The organism is Fuerstiella sp. (genome assembly GCA_022447225.1).
Lineage (GTDB): Bacteria > Planctomycetota > Planctomycetia > Planctomycetales > Planctomycetaceae > S139-18.
On sequence record JAKVAZ010000006.1, the window covers coordinates 404,520 to 422,193 of the forward strand.

A 17,674-nucleotide genomic window follows, 5' to 3' on the forward strand; every position below is an offset into this window, starting at 1 on the left:
AAAAAACGGCTACAATTCTGTATTGTCGGATCCACAATCTGCCAAGCAGGACAATTGATCGAACGTGGACGTTCTGCCCGAATCACCACGCCCTCACCAGATCTGTTTGTCCGCTGCGGTCCCCACCTTTCTCACCAACAGCAACAGCGACGTTCAAATGATTCTTCGCCCCGTCTTACTGTCATTAACCTGCATTACGGCTGCTGCCCTGGCACAGGATGCTGATATTTCAGAATCCGATCCAGTGACAGCCGCGGCTTATGAAGCCAGGTTTCTGACCAGAATACAACAGCTCACGATTGAAGGCCGCCGAGCCGGTGAAGGATATTTCAGCGCCGACGGACGGCAACTGATTTTTCAAAGCGAGCGTGACCCACAGAATCCGTTCTTTCAGATCTTTCGACTGGATCGGAACACCGGAGAAACGACGCGAATCTCTCCGGGACACGGCAAGACAACCTGTTCATGGATTCATCCCGACGGTCAGCGTGTTTTGTTTTCGTCGACGCACAGTGATCCTCAGGCGATTGAAAAACAAAAGGAAGAACTGGCACTTCGGAAGTCCGGACAGCAGCGACGTTATTCATGGGACTACGACGAGTATTACGACATCTATGAGTTCGATCCGACCGACGGCAGTTACCGCAACCTGACTGACGAACGCGGCTACGACGCGGAAGGATCGTACTCTCCCGACGGCAAACTCATCGCCTTCGCTTCCAACCGCTTCGGATACACGGATCTCAGTGATGAAGACCAACAGAAATTTGACCTGGATCCGTCCTGGGCCAGTGAAATCTGCATTATGAATGCAGATGGTTCGGGACTGCGTCGGCTCACCAATACTCCCGGTTATGACGGTGGTCCGTTTTTCTCACCGGATGGTCATCGACTGTGCTGGCGCCGATTTTCAGAAGACGGAGCAACCGCCGAAGTGATGACCATGAACATCGACGGCACCGACCAGCGCCAACTGACCTCACTGAGCGCAATGTCGTGGGCTCCTTTTTTCGATCCGTCCGGACGCTACATCATCTTTGCCACCAACGTACACGGGTTCGCAAATTTTGAGCTGTATCTGGTGGATGCGGCCGGGCAGCATGAACCGGTACGGGTGACTCATACCGCCGGTTTCGACGGCCTCCCGGCATTTTCCCCGAACGGCACACAGCTGGCATGGACATCCAATCGGACGGCCAACAAAAAGTCACAGATTTTTATCGGCAACTGGAATTCTTCGGCAGCGCTGCAGGCCCTGGGTCTTGAAGATGCGCTCAAAACGTCAGAAGGAGATTCCCTGCAGACGACCGCCCGTGCTCCGTCGCGCAGAACCGGATACGCCCCGGCGGATGCGGTTCGTCATGTGGAATATCTGTGTCGACCTCAGCTGCAGGGGCGTCTGACCGGTACACGAGGGGAAAAACTGGCTACTAATTATGTAGCTCTGTTTTTTGAAACACTGGGACTGGAACCGGCCGGAGTTGATGACGGCTGGTTTCAACCGTTTGATTTTACATCCGGAATTTCCGCAGGGGACGGCAATGCGCTTCGATTCAATGACACATCCCTGGAATTGAACCAGGACTGGCGTCCTCTGGCGTTTTCGGCCACCGGTGAATTTCCGGAAGCAGACGTCCTGTTTGCCGGCTATGGAATCCAGGCGCCTGCCGGTGAGGGCTTCGACGAATACGACTCATTCGTGCACCTCGATGTGAAGGACAAATGGATTCTGTGTTTTCGATTTATGCCGGAAGACATATCAGCTGAGCGTCGCCAGTATCTGGCTCGATTCAGCAGCCTGCGGTTCAAAGCAATGAATGCCCGTGACCTGGGAGCCAAAGGCCTGATTCTGGTCAGTGGCCCGACCTCAGAAGTCAGAAAACAGCTGATTCCCCTCAAATTCGACGGTTCCCTTGCGGGAACCAGTCTGCCTGTGCTGAGTATTACCGACGACCTTGCCTCCATGTTGCTGTCAGGTTCAGACAAGGGTCTTGAACAGTTACAACAGAGTCTTGATGACGGTAGTCCGGCGATGGGGTTTCCGCTGAAAGACGCCCGACTGGCGGCAACGGTTGATATCCGACAGGAACACAGACAGGGACGAAATGTTCTGGGTCGACTTCAGGTTGCAGAACATCCTTCACATGAAATCGTGGTTGTTGGCGCGCACATCGATCATCTTGGAGCCGGTCCGAGTGCCGGGTCGTTGGCGCGGGACAACGAGTCATCACAGATTCATTTTGGTGCCGATGACAACGCATCCGGCGTGGCCGCGATGCTTCAGATGGCCGAAGCTCTGGCAGCGGCCAGAGACAACGGTACGCTGCAGGGCCACAGGGACATTGTGTTTGCGGCCTGGTCCGGTGAAGAACTTGGTCTGCTGGGTTCCAGTCACTACGTCAAAGATCTGGAAACCATGCTTGCGCAGCATGCGGCTGACGCGTCGGCTGCACTGGAGATTGATTCCGATGACCAGCCTGTGGAAAACAATCCCCACGGAAAAGACGAGCCCGCACAGAATGAAGACGACAAACTCTCCGGTCCGACCACCGGCGGACTGCACATGTACATTGCCGCCTGTCTCAACATGGACATGGTTGGCAGACTGCAGGAACGCGTGGTGCTTCAGGGACTGGGTTCGTCCAACGACTGGAAAAAAATCGTCGAGCAGATCAACGTGGTCGCCGGTCTGCCCGTGACCCTGCAAAATGACAGCTACATCCCCACAGACGCCAGTGTCTTTTTCATGCACGGCGTTCCCATTCTATCGGCTTTCACCGGGACTCACAGCGAATACCACACCCCGCGGGACACTCCGGAAAAACTGAACTATGAAGGAATTTCTGAAGTTGCTCAATTCATGGGACGGGTCTGTCAGGCCCTGGTGAGTCGAGACCGCATGCCGGTTTATGTGGCTCAGGTACGTCCGGACGACGGACAGCGGCGGGCCAATCTTCGGGCCTGGCTGGGATCAATTCCGGATTACGCCGGATCCGATGTCAAAGGGGTGCTGCTGTCAGGAGTGGCAAACGGGGGCCCCTGTGACAAAGCCGGTGTTCGCGGAGGAGATGTGATCGTCGGCCTGGCCGGCAAAAAAATCGAAAACATCTACGACTACACTTATGCAATTGAAGCACTCAAAATCGGACAGGAAATTGAGATCGTTGTTCTGCGAAAGGATCGTGAACTGAAACTTAGCGTCACTCCTGGTTCGCGAGACTGAATCGCCGAACGTCCGGTACTCAACAGTCAAAAACCCCGGCTGTTATCAAACAGCCGGGGTTTTTCAATCGCTCCTGCCATCGTGGCGTGCGTGATTTTCGGTCGACGGGTTAGCGGACTGCCATATCGGGTTCTTCACACGTGATGAATTCCAGCAGTGCCGGACGACCTTCACGCGTGGCTGCTATGCCGCGGTTGATCGCCGGAATGATGTCAGCCGGCTGTTCAACCCGTTCGGAAAACGCGCCCAGACCTCGGGCGACTTCGGAGTAATTACCCGACAGGTATTTCGTTCCATAACGTTCAGTCGCTTTGGGTATGTGCTGTTCGTAGTTACCCATCGCCGAGTTATTGAGCAGCATTGTCAGAATTGGAATTTTCTCCCGAACTGCGGTTTCGACATCCATCCCGACCATGCCGAAGGCGGCATCACCCAGAAAATTGACCACCAGTTTGTCGGGCTCCGCAAGTTTGGCTCCCATGGCGGCTCCCAGAGAAAAACCAAGCTGAGTCGAATGGCCCCAGCCAATGTAGCCCCGCGGGGTGACGGACTCGTACAGCGGAACAAGTTGATCGCGCGGGTTACCGGAATCGTGAGTCACGATGGCTTCGGCCGGATCGACCGTTTTCATGAAATCGCCGATGACGCGGTATGGATTGATGGGGGTTTCGTCTGAGGTGAGTTTCGGGTTCCAGCGAGCTTTCCATGCCTGACGAATTTCACCAACGTGCGCTTCGACTTCGGCTCGCACTGCCTGCCCGGTCGATGTTCCAATTTCCTCAAGCAGTTGCCCCAGAACAAGTTTCGCATCACCAGTAAGCGGAACATCCGCCGCGTAGTCCTTATTGATGTCCTGTGGATCGACGGTTGCGTGAATGATTTTTTTACCTGCTGGAATCACCGGCGCAAAGGTTGTGCGTGTGAGGCTGGCACCAATTGAGAAAATGACGTCGCAGCGCTCCAGATAGTCCTTCAGCATCGCCGTATCCGTGTAGGACCCCGTCCCCAGCGAAAGCGGATGGCGTTCGTTAAACGCACTCTTGCCCAGCAGGGTGGTCATGACCGGTGCACCAAGGCGTTCAGCCAGTTGAGTCAACTCATCTGTGGCTTCGGCGTAAAGCACCCCCTGCCCGGCCCAGATCATTGGTCGTGAGGCGGACAGCAGCAGGCGGGCCGCGTCGCTGATCCGGGATGGATCCGCCGCCGTTCGTACGTCTGAGACAGACTTATATTCCAGCGATCCTGTGAAATCCTCTTTGCAGACATCCACCGGTGTCTCCAACATCACCGGCCCTGGACGTCCGGAACGGAGAGCCGTAAATGCACGTCGCATCCGCTGAGGAATACTGCCGACTGACGGAATCATGTCGGCCCATTTGGTGGTGGATCTATAGTGGGGTACCGAGTCGAAAGTGGGAGGAACTCCGACCAGTTCTCTGCCCGGATGACCGGGAAGAAACAGAATCGGACTGGAATCGGTGCGAGCATGGGCGATGCCGGCAAATGCGTTTTCAGCGCCGGCGCTTTGCTGCACAGTCACGACTCCCAGTTGCCGCCCATTGGTGATGCGTGAGTAAGCGTCGGCCATGTTCTCGGCCACGCGCTCCTGCCGAGCAACAATAATTCGAATCCCTTCCTCTGCCAGTGCTTCGATAATCGGTGTGAACGGAAAACAAAAGACCTGATCAACTCCTTCGGCCTTGAGAATTTTTGCAATGACATTGCTGCCCTTCACGAGATCACCCTTATTTTCCGCGTTAATTAAAACTTGAACTGAAGCTGAACGTGATGTGTGAATAGTATCACTGGACGTGTCAGGTCAGAAGTAACAGCGTCCGGTTCGACAAATTTCACTCAATCCTCTGTGAACAACGTGTCGGCATCCGTTGGTTTATTGTTTTGCGGCACCAACTGCCGGCCGGTCTGCCGATTGCCAGACGCTGTTCCAGTGTCCATAATTGGGCCTCGGTTACGTTTCCGGTTCCGCTTCTCTGACACAGGGAATCTCAACAATGTCACAAATCTGGCGACTGGCGTTGTGTCTGTCCATCGGAGTTTTCTCTGTTCAGTTGAAGGCTGACGACGTTCGGGTCCGGAAGGCACTGTCACTGGTCAAAGGCGATCGGGGCGTTGTGGCCGTTCTGGGACTTCCGTCAGACGACGCTCAGTTTGTGACTCAACTGGCTGCTGATCGTGAACTGATGATTTATTTTCAGGCCGAAACTTCGGAGCAGGCCGGTGTCGTTCAAAAGCTGGCGGACGATGCGGGTCTGCTGGGCCGACGTGTGTTCGTGGATTTCGGCGATCTGAGTTCGATTCATCTGTCTCACAATCTGGCCGACGCAGTGATCGTAGATCCGTCCGTGTTGGACCGGACATCGGAAGAAGAAGTTCTGAGAGTGCTGAACCCGAATTCCACCGCACTGATGGGAGATCGTCGACTCACCAAAGCGGCACCGAGCGGTTCAGATGACTGGAGCCACCCCTACCATGGTCCGGACAACAATCCTCAGTCAGAGGACCAGCAGGTGCGGGGCAATTTTCAGACTCAGTTCATCGGAACTCCGAAATTCAGCCCGATGCCGGAACAAAGTGTGATTGCCGGAGGTCGAATCTATAAGGCCATGGGACATATCGCCCACAAAGCCAACCAGAATGAGATGCTCAATACACTGCTGTGCATCAACGCCTGGAACGGAACCATCCAGTGGAAGCGGCCTTTGACGGAGGGTTTTCTGATCCATCGAAACACAATGGTCGCCGCAGATGATGCATTGTACATGGGTGACCATGAGTCCTGTAAGGTGATTGATCGTGACACCGGACAGGTTCGTCGTGAAATCAGAATCCCCAAAGAAATCAGTGACGGCCCGGTCTGGAAATGGATGGCTCTGCAGGACGACATTTTGTACGCCCTGGTGGGAAATCTGGAGGTCAAGGTAGAAACGATGCGTTCCAATCGCCCCGGCCTGGGACACTGGCCGTGGGGAATGTGGAAGGGGCACGACTATACCGATCCACGCACTGCATTTGGATTTGGACGAACGGTAGTGGCAATCGATCGGGGTACGGGTGAGATTCTGTGGCATTATCGCGACGAAGAGTTTCTGGATGCACGGGCCGTGTGCATGAAGAACGGAAAGATTTTCTGTTTTTGTGCGGAGAGGTTTCTCGCCTGCATCGATGCAACCAACGGGGAACTGCTGTGGAAGAATTCAGACAGCGATTTGCTCGAGGCGATCGGCCCCAACGAACGTGCTCAGCACTACACCACAGGCTACGCAACGACGTGCTACATGAAGTGCACAGACAACCATGTGTTCTTCGCGGGTCCTCAGCGTAAACAGACGGTGGCAGCCTCCACCCGCGACGGCAGCCTGCAATGGACTCATGATGTTGGAAATCTGCAGCTGGTTCTGCGTGAGGACGCGGTGTATGCCGCAGGACCTCAAAGAACAACCGGAGTCAAGCTTGACCATCAGACAGGTACGGTGCTGTCCAGTTTCCCCGGCCGTCGGGCCTGTACACGCGCCACAGGTTGTGCAGACAGTATTTTCTTTCGGGCCTCCGGCGGAACAGTCCGCCTGATGACGAAAGAAAATCGAGCCGAGCACATTTCTCCGATGCGACCTCCGTGTCAGGACGGGGTACTCGTATCAAACGGCCATCTGTACTGGGGACCGTGGATGTGCGGGTGTCAGCTTTCCCTGTACGGAAACATCGGACTGCGCCCTATCGGTGATGATACGGTCAGCCGAAGGAACAACGCCGTTGTCGAACAGGAATCACTGGTTGTTCATTCTGACATCACTGTGGCAACAGGGCTTCCGGTGAAGACCACGGACTGGCCGGCGTATCGAGGTGGCAACGACCGGTCCGACACAACCGAAGCAGGTTTAGCTCAGTCGATTAATCACGCCTGGACTGTTTCTGTGGTGCAAAATGAGCTACCCACAGCTCCGGTCGCAGCCGGGAACCAGGTCTTCGTAGCTGATCGCACGGGAGCTGTCCGAGCCTACGATGCTGATGGTAATGAAAAATGGAAATCGTACGCCAATGGCGCTGTCTACTATCCACCATCGGTTGCTCATGATCGTGTGTTCGCGGGCTCAGCGGATGGTCGCGTATACGCTTTTGAAGCAGCCACCGGACGACTGCTGTGGACCTACCGTGTTGCTCCCCAGGATCGACGAATTTCTGTCTTCGGAAAACTCGTCTCGCGGTGGCCGGTTGCCGGAGGAGTGGTGGTGCAGGATGGAACCGTGTATGCGGCTGCCGGTATCACTCACTATGACGGCACCTACATCGTGGCTCTTGATGCTGTCACCGGACAGTTGAAAGCACGCAACGACGGATCGGGAGTACTGTCAGAATCGGTCAACAGTGGCGTGAGCATGCAGGGTAATTTGATGATCGTGGACAACGAACTCAGATTTCTTGGCGGTGGGGTTTACGAAACGGCCCGTTTCGATCTACAAACGCTGGAGTGCAGAAATGAAGCCAAACATCAGGTAACCTCGCAGTACCGAACAGCGTTCTATCCATGGTATCCTGCATATGGCAAATATGTCTCTCTGGAACACAAATGCGGCGACGGAAACACATTGTGCCACGATGCCAGCTACGAAGGCAGCATGTTTGGCAATCTGGGTCTGGAGACCCCTTTACCATCAGGTACAGAGCGAATCAACAAGGACGCCGCACGCGACTTTCTTCGCCGTCGCGGCAAAGACCAGAAGCAACCGCAGCATGTGTGGCAAGACAATCTAAATCGACGATTTACAAGTTTTGTGGTAAGTCAGGAACAACTGCTGGCAACCGGACATTCAGAAACAACACCGGACCAGCCGTTCCTCGTAGCCATCAGCATTGCAGATGGCAGTGATCTGTGGAAGAAAAACCTGCCCGTGGACGCGGTAAAAGGGGGCACGGCCGTGGATGCCACCGGTCACGTCTTCGTAAGTCTGGAAGACGGCCGGTTGATGTGCTTTAAATAGCCCGACCGGTCGACTCAGAAAAGCGGGAGCCGGATCGGAGTCGGTCTCTGCTCCTGTCGTGTTATGCATCACACGCAACACCTTCACGTGTGATGTTTTGTTACTCCAAGACAATAAACGGTCACGATTGATATCACAGAATCCGGTCTTTTTTTAACCGCTGACTTCCGGTGCCGTTGGAGGTGTCAAACAGCAGCCCAACAAAGCCAGGTAAGTCACACAACGTTGAACACTGGCGAAAGCACCGCGGTCCGCGCGTAATTTTGGGGCGTTCTCGTGGAAGGCGGCTGTCCCGAATATCAGCTAAGCGCCAGCACTATGTTCAACAGCGATTCATAAGCAGTCCGGAACTATAAATGGTCTGCAATCTCGATATCGATCCTGTTGACTCCTGATTTGATCTCAATCGTCAGCGGCGTGGAGACAGGACTTCCAAATATTGACGGAATCTGAGGGCCACCGGTCGTGTCTTCGTAATTTGTCATTACGACCTTATGCATCGCAGGCTGAGCACCGTCTCCTTTATCATATGTCGACAGAGTGTACTCACCATCGACGATCCGCCCGGCGGAGTTCTTCATCGGAACTCCCTCCGGGAGATTCTGGGGATATGTTAAAATCTCGCCCTTTCCAATCGGCTTACCCTCAAAAGTCACTCTTCCGGAAACCCGCCCCGTCTCCGGGTCGCAACCGGAAAACAACAACAGGCCGGTCGCCATCAAAATCAAGGATCTGCTGCTCAAATTGCTTTTCGCCATCGGTCTGTCCGCAAAAAACATCGATTGTCAACGCAGGGCAACTGCAACGAAAAAACCGGGAAGACTGCAGCATCCGAACTGTCGAATAATCACATATCAATCAACCGCAGTATGGCCACAGGCTCCAGGAACAGGTCAGATCTGTATTCGCAATTAAGAACCGGACGTGACCATCGTCGGTCGGACACAACCATCGACCTGTATGACAATGGCCGGAAACCGCTCCACTTTTACGGTGTACCATAAACTTACGCGAAGTACTAACTGCACTAGAGAGTCCCGCTCAGCAAATTCAACAACACCGTTGTATGGCAGGAATCTAATGTACAGAAACGGTCGTTGATCAATTGCCGCGGCAGGTCACAGGACGTCCGTAGCGAAAAACCTGATCAATCCCGGATAAACACGTCGTTCAGAGGTTATTCACCATAATTCAGTCTGCTGCCAAGTTCCCTGCTGACGTCGACATCCAAAAGGACGGGCCTGTCAGTGTTGATCGCCTGAGTCAGCTGTTCACTCAGCTGGTCAGGTTCGGTGATTCTGCGTGCTTCAACGCCAAATGACTCCGCCAGTGACACGAAATCAATCTCAGGTCCCACCAGGTCCATTCCTTCGAACTGGCGCTGACCGGCCGAAGGCAACTGCATCCCCTGGGCGCCAATCTTGAGAATGTGGTACTGAGCATTATTACAGATCACGAACGAAACCGGCACATTGTATTTCGCAGCTGACCACAGTCCCTGGATTCCATACAAAGCTGCACCGTCTCCAATGATTCCCACAACCGGCCGGTCCGGCCAGGCCATCTGAGTTCCAATGGCCACATTGAGCCCCCAACCGAGCCCCCAACCCCGGTGTCCAAAATAACCTGTCGTATTCCTCAACGCCCCAAGTCGCTCGATCGTGGTGTTGGTGGTTGTCACGGCTTCTTCAACGATTGCCACGTTGTCAGGAAGGACTCGTGCGATGCTGTCCATCGCACACAGCGGGGTCATTGGCCGAACGTCCTGTTGCTGATCGATTTCGTGCTGCAAACGGTTTCGCACGTGGTTGTGATGACGCGTGAGTGAATTCGAACGCTGGCGGACAATAGCCCGCAGTTCGTCAGTCATTCGTGATTCCAGCTCTCCGTTTAATTCCTCCAGACTCACTCGAGTGTGTCCCCATATCCCGACGTCAACCGGAAAATTCCTACCCAGCTGCAGGGGATCTTCATCGATCTGAATCACCCGGAGATGTTCCGGTACGGCCAAATCCGGTTCAAAGTAAACGTACAATCGAAACAGATCCATGCCAGTAACAATGATCAAATCATGACCTTCCAGCCGCTGGTGGATTTCAGGTGCCCAAAGCGGAAGTCCCTGGCCATACAGAGGATGGTTACTGGGAAAAGGACTGCGTCCATGTGTCGTTCCCGGTTCACTCACGACAGCAACGCCAATCGTTTCAGCCAGTCTGACCAGCGCTTCGCCGGCACCACGGTCCGTCACGCGACTTCCGGCGATAATCAGTGGGTTCCGTGCAGTCAAAATCATCTCCGCCGCAGAGGTGACGGCCTGCCGAGGTGGACGAATCAATGGATTCGGAATTGAGATCGGAGTCACGTTCAGGGATTCAGCACATTCCATTTGCAGGTCAACCGGCAGCGACAGAAAGACGGGGCCAGTCGGTGGAGTGAGCGCAATCCGGGCCGCCCGCTGAACGGCACCCGGTAAATCCTCAATTCGATTAACTTCAAACGACCATTTTGTCCACGGCCGAGCCACAGCAACCATCTCACCTCCCAGGATGGGTTCGCTGAATGCAAGCCGTCGATCCTGTTGTCCCGCCGTAACCAGAATGGGTGTGCCTTCCCGATAAGCGTTGTAGAGCATGCCCATGGCATTTCCGAGACCAGGACACACGTGAACATTGACCACAGACAGATTTCCCGAAGCCATGCTGTAGCCGTCGGCCATGGCCATCACCGGAATTTCCTGGAGCCCCAGGATGTACCGGAACCGATCGTCACAGACCAGAGCATCGTTCAGCGGTAACTCAGTCGACCCCGGATTACCAAAGATTCGATCCACTCCGAATTCAGCGAGCATGTCCAGAAAAATGTGGATACCGGTGGTGCTCATGTTGTCATGAAGCTTGAGAAAGCAAATTGAGGAAGCGGACAACGGTTACAGCCAAGTATCCGGCCCGTTACAGGCATTTGCAAGTTGATGAAAACCACTGCCGCTCTTCGGACAATCATGCTCGACCGATGATGCAGTCAAGACTGTTATACGAAAAATTGAACGTGAAACGCTGTGATCCAAAGTAGTCATCACAATCTGTTTCACGACGAGGTCGATGAGGCAAACCAGTGTTTTTCCGGGTTCCCATCCCGATCAATTGGCCTGAGTTTGGTGGACCATCTGCACTCTGAAGTGCCGCGGATCAGTTCCGAAACCGACGGATTCGATTCCGAAGCTGAAACGGCACGGTCCTCTCTGAATCTGACATTGTTGACACATTCACCGGATTGCCCTCAACACTGTACATCGGCAATGCCGGTGGATCATTGGACGACACGGAATATTGCAGGGCGCATATTCCTGGTTTCTTTCGGCTTGCCGGTTATTGCTTATTGCGCCGTGGACGGGGTAAACGGTTGAATTGAGCCCCCAACATCGCTGACGGAAGCATTATGCGACTCTCAATTCGGCTGAGATATGTTCCAGGAAGCGGCACTTCCTGGAACATCTGTGTTGGGACTCTTGATTAGCAGCAGATCCTGATCAATACTTCGCGAATGTTTGATTTTTTTTCCGGATCGGAAGACGTCCGGCAACGGACCGAATGGCGGTTCCACCTTCCGGTGACCCGGCCAACTGACCGTAAGTGACTGACGACTGTGTGAAGTCCAGTCTCCTCGTGTGTGTACTTTCTTGGTTTTGCAGTGAGGTATGCTGTCAAATGGCTGAAAACAACGGCCAGCCGATGATCGAAGCCCAGGGACTTAGTAAGTTCTACGGCAACTTTGCCGCGGCTAATGAGGTGACATTTTCGGTTCCCAGAGCACAGGTCTGTGCGTTTCTGGGGCCGAACGGCGCTGGAAAATCGACAACAATGAAGATGTTGACCGGTTTTTTGGCTCCCAGTGAGGGAAGTGCCAGCATCGGTGGCCATAACGTGGCCACTGAACGGATCAAAGCTTCCGAAATGCTGGGATATCTGCCGGAAAACGGGCCCCTGTACACGGAAATGACACCGGAAACCTTTCTGAGGTATGTGGGCGATACCCGAATGATGTCCGGCCCGCGACTGCGGGAACGAATGACGTTCGTAGCTCAGCAATGCGGTCTTGGCGAGGTCTGGGGCAAGGCCATCGGCAAATTGTCTCGCGGATATCGTCAGCGTGTGGGAATGGCTCAGGCTCTGCTGCACGACCCCGACGTGCTGATACTGGACGAACCAACCAGCGGGCTGGATCCAAATCAGGTCCGAGGTGTTCGCGATTTGATTCGTCGCATGGGAGAAACAAAAACGGTTTTGCTGTCGACTCACATCCTGCAGGAAGTACAGGCAGTCTGTGATCGAGTGATACTGATCAATAACGGCCGGATTGTGTTTGACGGTCCAACCAGTGAACTGGGCAGTGAAGGATCAGCTATGGAACAGAAGTTCCACGAACTCACCGGAGACAATCCGGCTGCTGCGTGACAGGCGGCCACCCTTTATCGTCATCCCCAAAAGACGGCCGTGCGGGTACCAGGGCTGCAACTCACCGTTCCCTGATCCTCGCCCGACGGTTTTCTGACTTGAACCACTCTTAGCAATCGATTCATCGAGGACATTCAACCATGACGCTTCGCAGCCAGGTTGTGCTCTCTATCTTCAAACGCAATTTCTCCAGCTACTTTTCAGGAGTTCTGGGCTACCTGTTTATCATTGTGTTTGTAGTGGCTGGTGCCGCTCTGGCATTCAATGCCGAATTTTTCACATCCAACGTGCCGACCCTGGACCAGCTGACAGAAGGTTTCCCTTTACTGCTGCTGTTCCTGGTACCCGCCATCACCATGACCGTGTGGGCTGATGAGCGTAAGCTGGGAACTGATGAACTACTGTTTACCCTTCCGATCACCGACGTCGAAGTTTTGTTGGGCAAGTATCTGGCCGTTGTTGCCGTGTATTCCGTTAGTCTCATTTTTTCCCTGGCCTATGTCGTGGTGCTTGAGTTTTTGGGTGATCCGGACTGGGGGTTGCTGTTCACAACGTATTGTGGCTACTGGCTTGCCGGATCAGCGATGCTCAGCGCGGGAATGCTGGCATCCGTACTGACCAATGCTCCAACCGTCGCCTTTATTCTGGGCGTAGTCATTGCCGGAATCCCTGTGTTCTTCGCCTATGTAGGTCGACTGATTGAGATCGTTGTGAGTTTCCTGGAAGGAATCGGCGTTCTGGGAATATTCGGCGTCGGAGACAGTTCCGCTGTTCAGTTCAACAGTGTCCGCCAGCTGTTTTCTGAGTTAAGCCTTCAGGAGCAGTTTCGCGATTTTGGTCTGGGGGTCATTCCTCTGTCAGGCGTGCTGTACTTTGTCGCGTTTACGGTGTTGATGCTGTATCTGAACCTTGTTTTTATTACCAAACGGCACTGGAGTGCCGGACAGACAGTCGGAACAGGAATCCACTATTCCGTGCGTACCGTATGCCTGGCAGTCATTGTCATGAGCTGTACCGCCTGGGCGGGATATGCGGCTGTGAGGGTGGATGCCACAGCCGAACAACTGTTCAGTCTTTCGCCATCCACGAAAGACGTGTTGAATGAAATCGAGTCAGACCGACCGATTGAGATTCAGGCCTTTTTAAGTCCTGAAGTCCCCAGTGAATATGTGGACACCCGCCGAAGCCTGGTTGGTTTGCTCCGTCAGTTCGATCAGATCGGAGGCACCAACATCGAAGTTCGGTACGTAGATGTAGAAGAATTCAGCAAGGAAGCAGACGAAGCAGAGCATTTCGGCATCCAGCCTGTCCGCCTGCTGTCTGAAGTGGAGGGACGGCGTACAGAAGTTGAAGTCTACCTCGGAGCCGTTGTCATCAGCAGCTACGACAAGGTTGTTGTGCCGTTCTTCGGTAAAGGCCTGCCGATCGAATACGAGTTAACACGGTCAATCCGTACCGTTGCCACGGAGGATCGGCATACCGTCGGTATTCTCACAACAGACGCAAACGTACTGAATTTCTCACAGGAGTGGCAGATCGTCACCGAGCTCAAGAAACAGTACGACGTTGAAACGGTCTCCGCAGATTCACCCATCGATGCAGAAAGTTTTGATGTGCTGATGGCCGTCATGCCTTCTTCGCTGACCGCGGAGCAGATGCCGAATCTTGTCAACTACGTTCGGGCCGGTCATCCCACACTTATTTTTGACGACCCGTTCCCGATCGCCATGAGTTCCGGTATGGGAATCACCAGCGCTCCGCGGCTTCCCAAACCTCAGCCCAATCATGGAATGGGCGGTATGTTTGGAGGCGGACGGCAGCCCCCTCCACCGCCTAAAGCAGACGGAGGACAGGCCACATCGCTGCTGAATGCTCTGGATATTCAGTGGGTCTACGATACGGTCACCTTCGACATGAATAATCCGCACCCGCAATACGACTCGCTTCCGGCGGAATACGTATTTGCCACTCGCGATGGAAATCCGGACGCCTTCTCAACAGACAGCGGTGTCAGTCGAGGTCTGCAGGAAATTCTGTGCATCTATACCGGAACCGTCAGGAAAAGAGATACACCCGGTCGTGAAACAAAGTTCGTGGAGCTGCTCAAGACCAGTGGTAAAAGCGGGTTGCTGGGCTGGGAACAGTTCACGGATTCGAATTTCAATCCGTTTGCCGGTGGCCAGACCGTGGTCCCCAGACCCCCCAACATGCTGAATCGCGTGATCGACGGTTACGCGCATGTGCTGGCAGCTCACATCACCTCCGATCAGGATGGTGACTCCCGAAATGCAGTCTTTGTTGCAGATGTAGATATGATTTCCGACTTTTTCTTTCAGTCACGAGTCCGCGGTGATTTGGATATCAGTCTGGATAATGTGACATTCGTACTCAATGCCGTTGACGTACTGGCAGGCGACGAGACATACGTACCGCTCCGCAGCCGTCGGGCAAAACACCGCACTCTGGCACGTCTGGAACGTCAAAAGAACGAATTCCTCGCAGAGGCTAACAAACGAGAGTCTGCCGCTGACGAAAAGGCTGACGAGGAACTCACGGAGCGCCAGAACCAGTTGAAAAAACGAGTTGAAGAAATCCGCGCAAACGAAGACCTCGACCCGATCGCCAAACAACAGATGATTGACCAGGCAGAGCAGGCTGAGTCAACGAGGTTGAGCCTGGCCGAAGCCCAGATTGAGCAGGATAAAAACCGTGAAATCAAGAAGATCCGGGCAGAAACGAATCGAAAGACACGTTCTGTGGAGATCCAGACACAGATCGCGGCCATTTTTCTGTCACCACTGCCCGCAATCCTGCTGGGTCTGATGGTCCTGGGTAAAAGATTGAGTGACGAAAAACGGATTGTGGTCGACAGTCGACGAAGAAATTAGCTGCAGGCGCCACCAATCACAGGGTGTCTGCATCGCGCACGGCAACCCTCGGTTGCAGCATGCACATTCAATTGTGAAACAGATGATTTGAGAATGCTTCGTCGCGAACCGATGCGACGACTAACATAAAACAGCTGACTGAGGTATGACGCATGTCAACGGGCACTCCACACAGCGCATCTGCAGCAACAACGAATCCGGGCGGTCGCACGCTCCTGTTTGTGGTCGCTGCGGTCGGCTGTCTGGCGATCACGACCGGTTTTGAATACGCGGGGCGACCTGCTCCGATTGAGGAATTTGGTCGCGTCGGTCAAACATTCTATCCGGATTTTGAAGATCCGACACTGGCATCTGCGCTGGAAGTCTTCGCCTTCGATGCCGAAGAAGTTCTCCCGCAGGAATTTATCGTCGAACGTCTGGAAAACGGTCGCTGGTCGATTCCGTCGCATCACAACTATCCGGCGGATGCCGAAGACCAGTTGGCGAAGACAGCATCCTCGATCATCGGTATCAAGCGGGGAGCAATGGTCACCCGCTGGCCGGCAGATCACGCCAGATACGGAGTGATTGACCCAAATCAGGAGTCGCTGAACGTGTCTGAGGTTGATGGCGTTGGTAAGCGACTGATTTTGAAAGCAGAGGATGATGCCGTCCTGGTGGATTACATCATCGGCAACACTCCGGACTCCGACAAATCCGACGAATACTACGTGCGAAAACCGGATGAGGACGAAGTGTATATCGTGTCACTCAGCATCGATCTGTCCACAAAATTTGCTGACTGGATCGACACGGATCTGTTGCACATTAGTCAGCAGGAAATGCGGCAGATTACGATCAATGATTATTCGTTTAATGAGCTTCAGGGCACGATCACCAGAGGTGAAACGAGTGTGCTGAACAGGGAAAACTCAAGTGATCCCTGGGTTCTTGATGGACTGGAAGACACAGAAGAAGTTGACAAGGATGCTGTCGGGGACGTGACCAATGCCGTCGCCGACATGAAAATTGTTGGTGTGCGAAAGAAACTCCCGGGACTTACACCGGACCTGAAACTTGACCGTTCAGCACTGAAATCCCAAAACGACCTGTCACGACTGCAAAATGACCTGTTGTCAAAGGGATTTCTGCTGCAGCAGGACTCTGAGCCGGACTCGTTGAAACTGGTTGCTCGTGAAGGCGAACTGTATTCAGCAACTGATGACGGTCTGCTATATCGAATGTACTTTGGCCGGGCATTCACCGGGTCACTGCAGGAACTGGAAGTCGAACTAAATTCCGGCGAAGAATCCGACCGTAATGCCGAAAAAGAGGATGCGTCGGATGTCGACGGAAACGATGATGAAGCCGAAGTGGAAGACGACAACCAAAGTCAGACGGGCCGGTACGTATTCGTGAGAGTCGACTTTGCCGAAGAGAATCTCGGTGACAGACCCGTTGAACCGGTAGCTCCTCAAATGCCTGAAGAACTGAAGCAGGCAGAAGAAGACAAATCCGAAGAAGAACAGTCGGCCGAAGATCTGAACGCCACAGAGGATGCCGTCAGCGACGAAGACGCCGGATCGGATGATTCCGCTGAAGAAAATGAAGAGGAAGACCCGCTGGCAGAACTGCGTGAGACCTATGAATCCGCCAGGACGCAGTACGAAACAGATCTAAGATCATACAATACCGATCTGGAAGACTTCGAAAAGAAGGTCACGGACGGAACTGAAAAGGCCGAAAAACTCAATCGTCGTTTCGCCGACTGGTACTACGTGGTTCCCGGTGAAACTTTCGACAAGTTAAAACTGTCCCGCACAGATATCGTGAAAGCAAAAGAGGCAGAAAAAGACACAGACGAATCGGCAACGGATTCCGCCGATACTGTACCTCCTCAGGTTCTTGTCGACCCGGTTGAAGAATCGTCCTCTGATGCCACAGAGGAGGTTTCTGACGAGGAATCAGCAACTGAGGAGCCGGCTGACGAAAATTCCACCAGTGAAGCAACGCCCGTCAATGATTCTGCTGAAGAACAGGCCGCAGACGACGAAGCTGGTGTTAAGAATGCAACTGAAACGTCTGCGGGTGATGCTGTCGATCCCGCTCAGACAGAATAAGCGACTATCCCCTTCA

Annotated in this window: 8 protein-coding genes; 5 read left to right on the forward strand and 3 right to left on the reverse strand. The window is 53.8% G+C overall.

The features are described from left to right. Positions 1 to 64 precede the first annotated feature (64 nt). The gene (locus MK110_06115; GenBank protein MCH2210857.1) at positions 65 to 3,223 is read left to right on the forward strand and encodes a M20/M25/M40 family metallo-hydrolase; all 3,159 of its coding nucleotides are present in this window, start codon (positions 65 to 67) and stop codon (positions 3,221 to 3,223) included. Positions 3,224 to 3,332: 109 nt separating this feature from the next. Here the strand turns inward: MK110_06115 and MK110_06120 are convergent, their stop codons facing one another. Beyond that, positions 3,333 to 4,958: a thiamine pyrophosphate-requiring protein gene (locus MK110_06120; GenBank protein ID MCH2210858.1), complete on the reverse strand. Its 1,626-nt coding sequence runs from the start codon at positions 4,956 to 4,958 to the stop codon at positions 3,333 to 3,335. 277 nt (positions 4,959 to 5,235) lie between these two features. Here MK110_06120 and MK110_06125 point away from each other — a divergent pair, with 277 nt between their 5' ends. After that, on the forward strand, positions 5,236 to 8,220 hold the full coding sequence (locus MK110_06125) for a PQQ-binding-like beta-propeller repeat protein (GenBank protein ID MCH2210859.1): 2,985 nt from the start codon (positions 5,236 to 5,238) through the stop codon (positions 8,218 to 8,220). A 350-nt stretch (positions 8,221 to 8,570) separates the two neighbouring features. On the opposite strand, the gene MK110_06130 is transcribed toward MK110_06125, so the two are convergent. Continuing rightward, entirely contained in the window at positions 8,571 to 8,801 is a 231-nt protein-coding gene (locus MK110_06130) for a hypothetical protein (GenBank protein ID MCH2210860.1), read from the reverse strand. Between the two features lie 596 nt (positions 8,802 to 9,397). Continuing rightward, the gene (locus tag MK110_06135) at positions 9,398 to 11,101 is read right to left on the reverse strand and encodes a thiamine pyrophosphate-dependent enzyme (protein ID MCH2210861.1); all 1,704 of its coding nucleotides are present in this window, start codon (positions 11,099 to 11,101) and stop codon (positions 9,398 to 9,400) included. 823 nt (positions 11,102 to 11,924) lie between these two features. Here MK110_06135 and MK110_06140 point away from each other — a divergent pair. The 3 genes from MK110_06140 to MK110_06150 all read left to right on the forward strand — a co-directional run bounded on the left by MK110_06140 (position 11,925) and on the right by MK110_06150 (position 17,658). Further along, a complete protein-coding gene (locus MK110_06140; GenBank protein MCH2210862.1) occupies positions 11,925 to 12,671 on the forward strand; it encodes an ATP-binding cassette domain-containing protein in 747 nt (248 codons plus the stop codon). Positions 12,672 to 12,811: 140 nt separating this feature from the next. Beyond that, on the forward strand, positions 12,812 to 15,559 hold the full coding sequence (locus tag MK110_06145) for a Gldg family protein (protein MCH2210863.1): 2,748 nt from the start codon (positions 12,812 to 12,814) through the stop codon (positions 15,557 to 15,559). A 152-nt stretch (positions 15,560 to 15,711) separates the two neighbouring features. Continuing rightward, complete coding sequence (locus MK110_06150; protein ID MCH2210864.1) at positions 15,712 to 17,658, forward strand: DUF4340 domain-containing protein; 1,947 nt, start codon at positions 15,712 to 15,714, stop codon at positions 17,656 to 17,658. Positions 17,659 to 17,674: the final 16 nt, after the last annotated feature.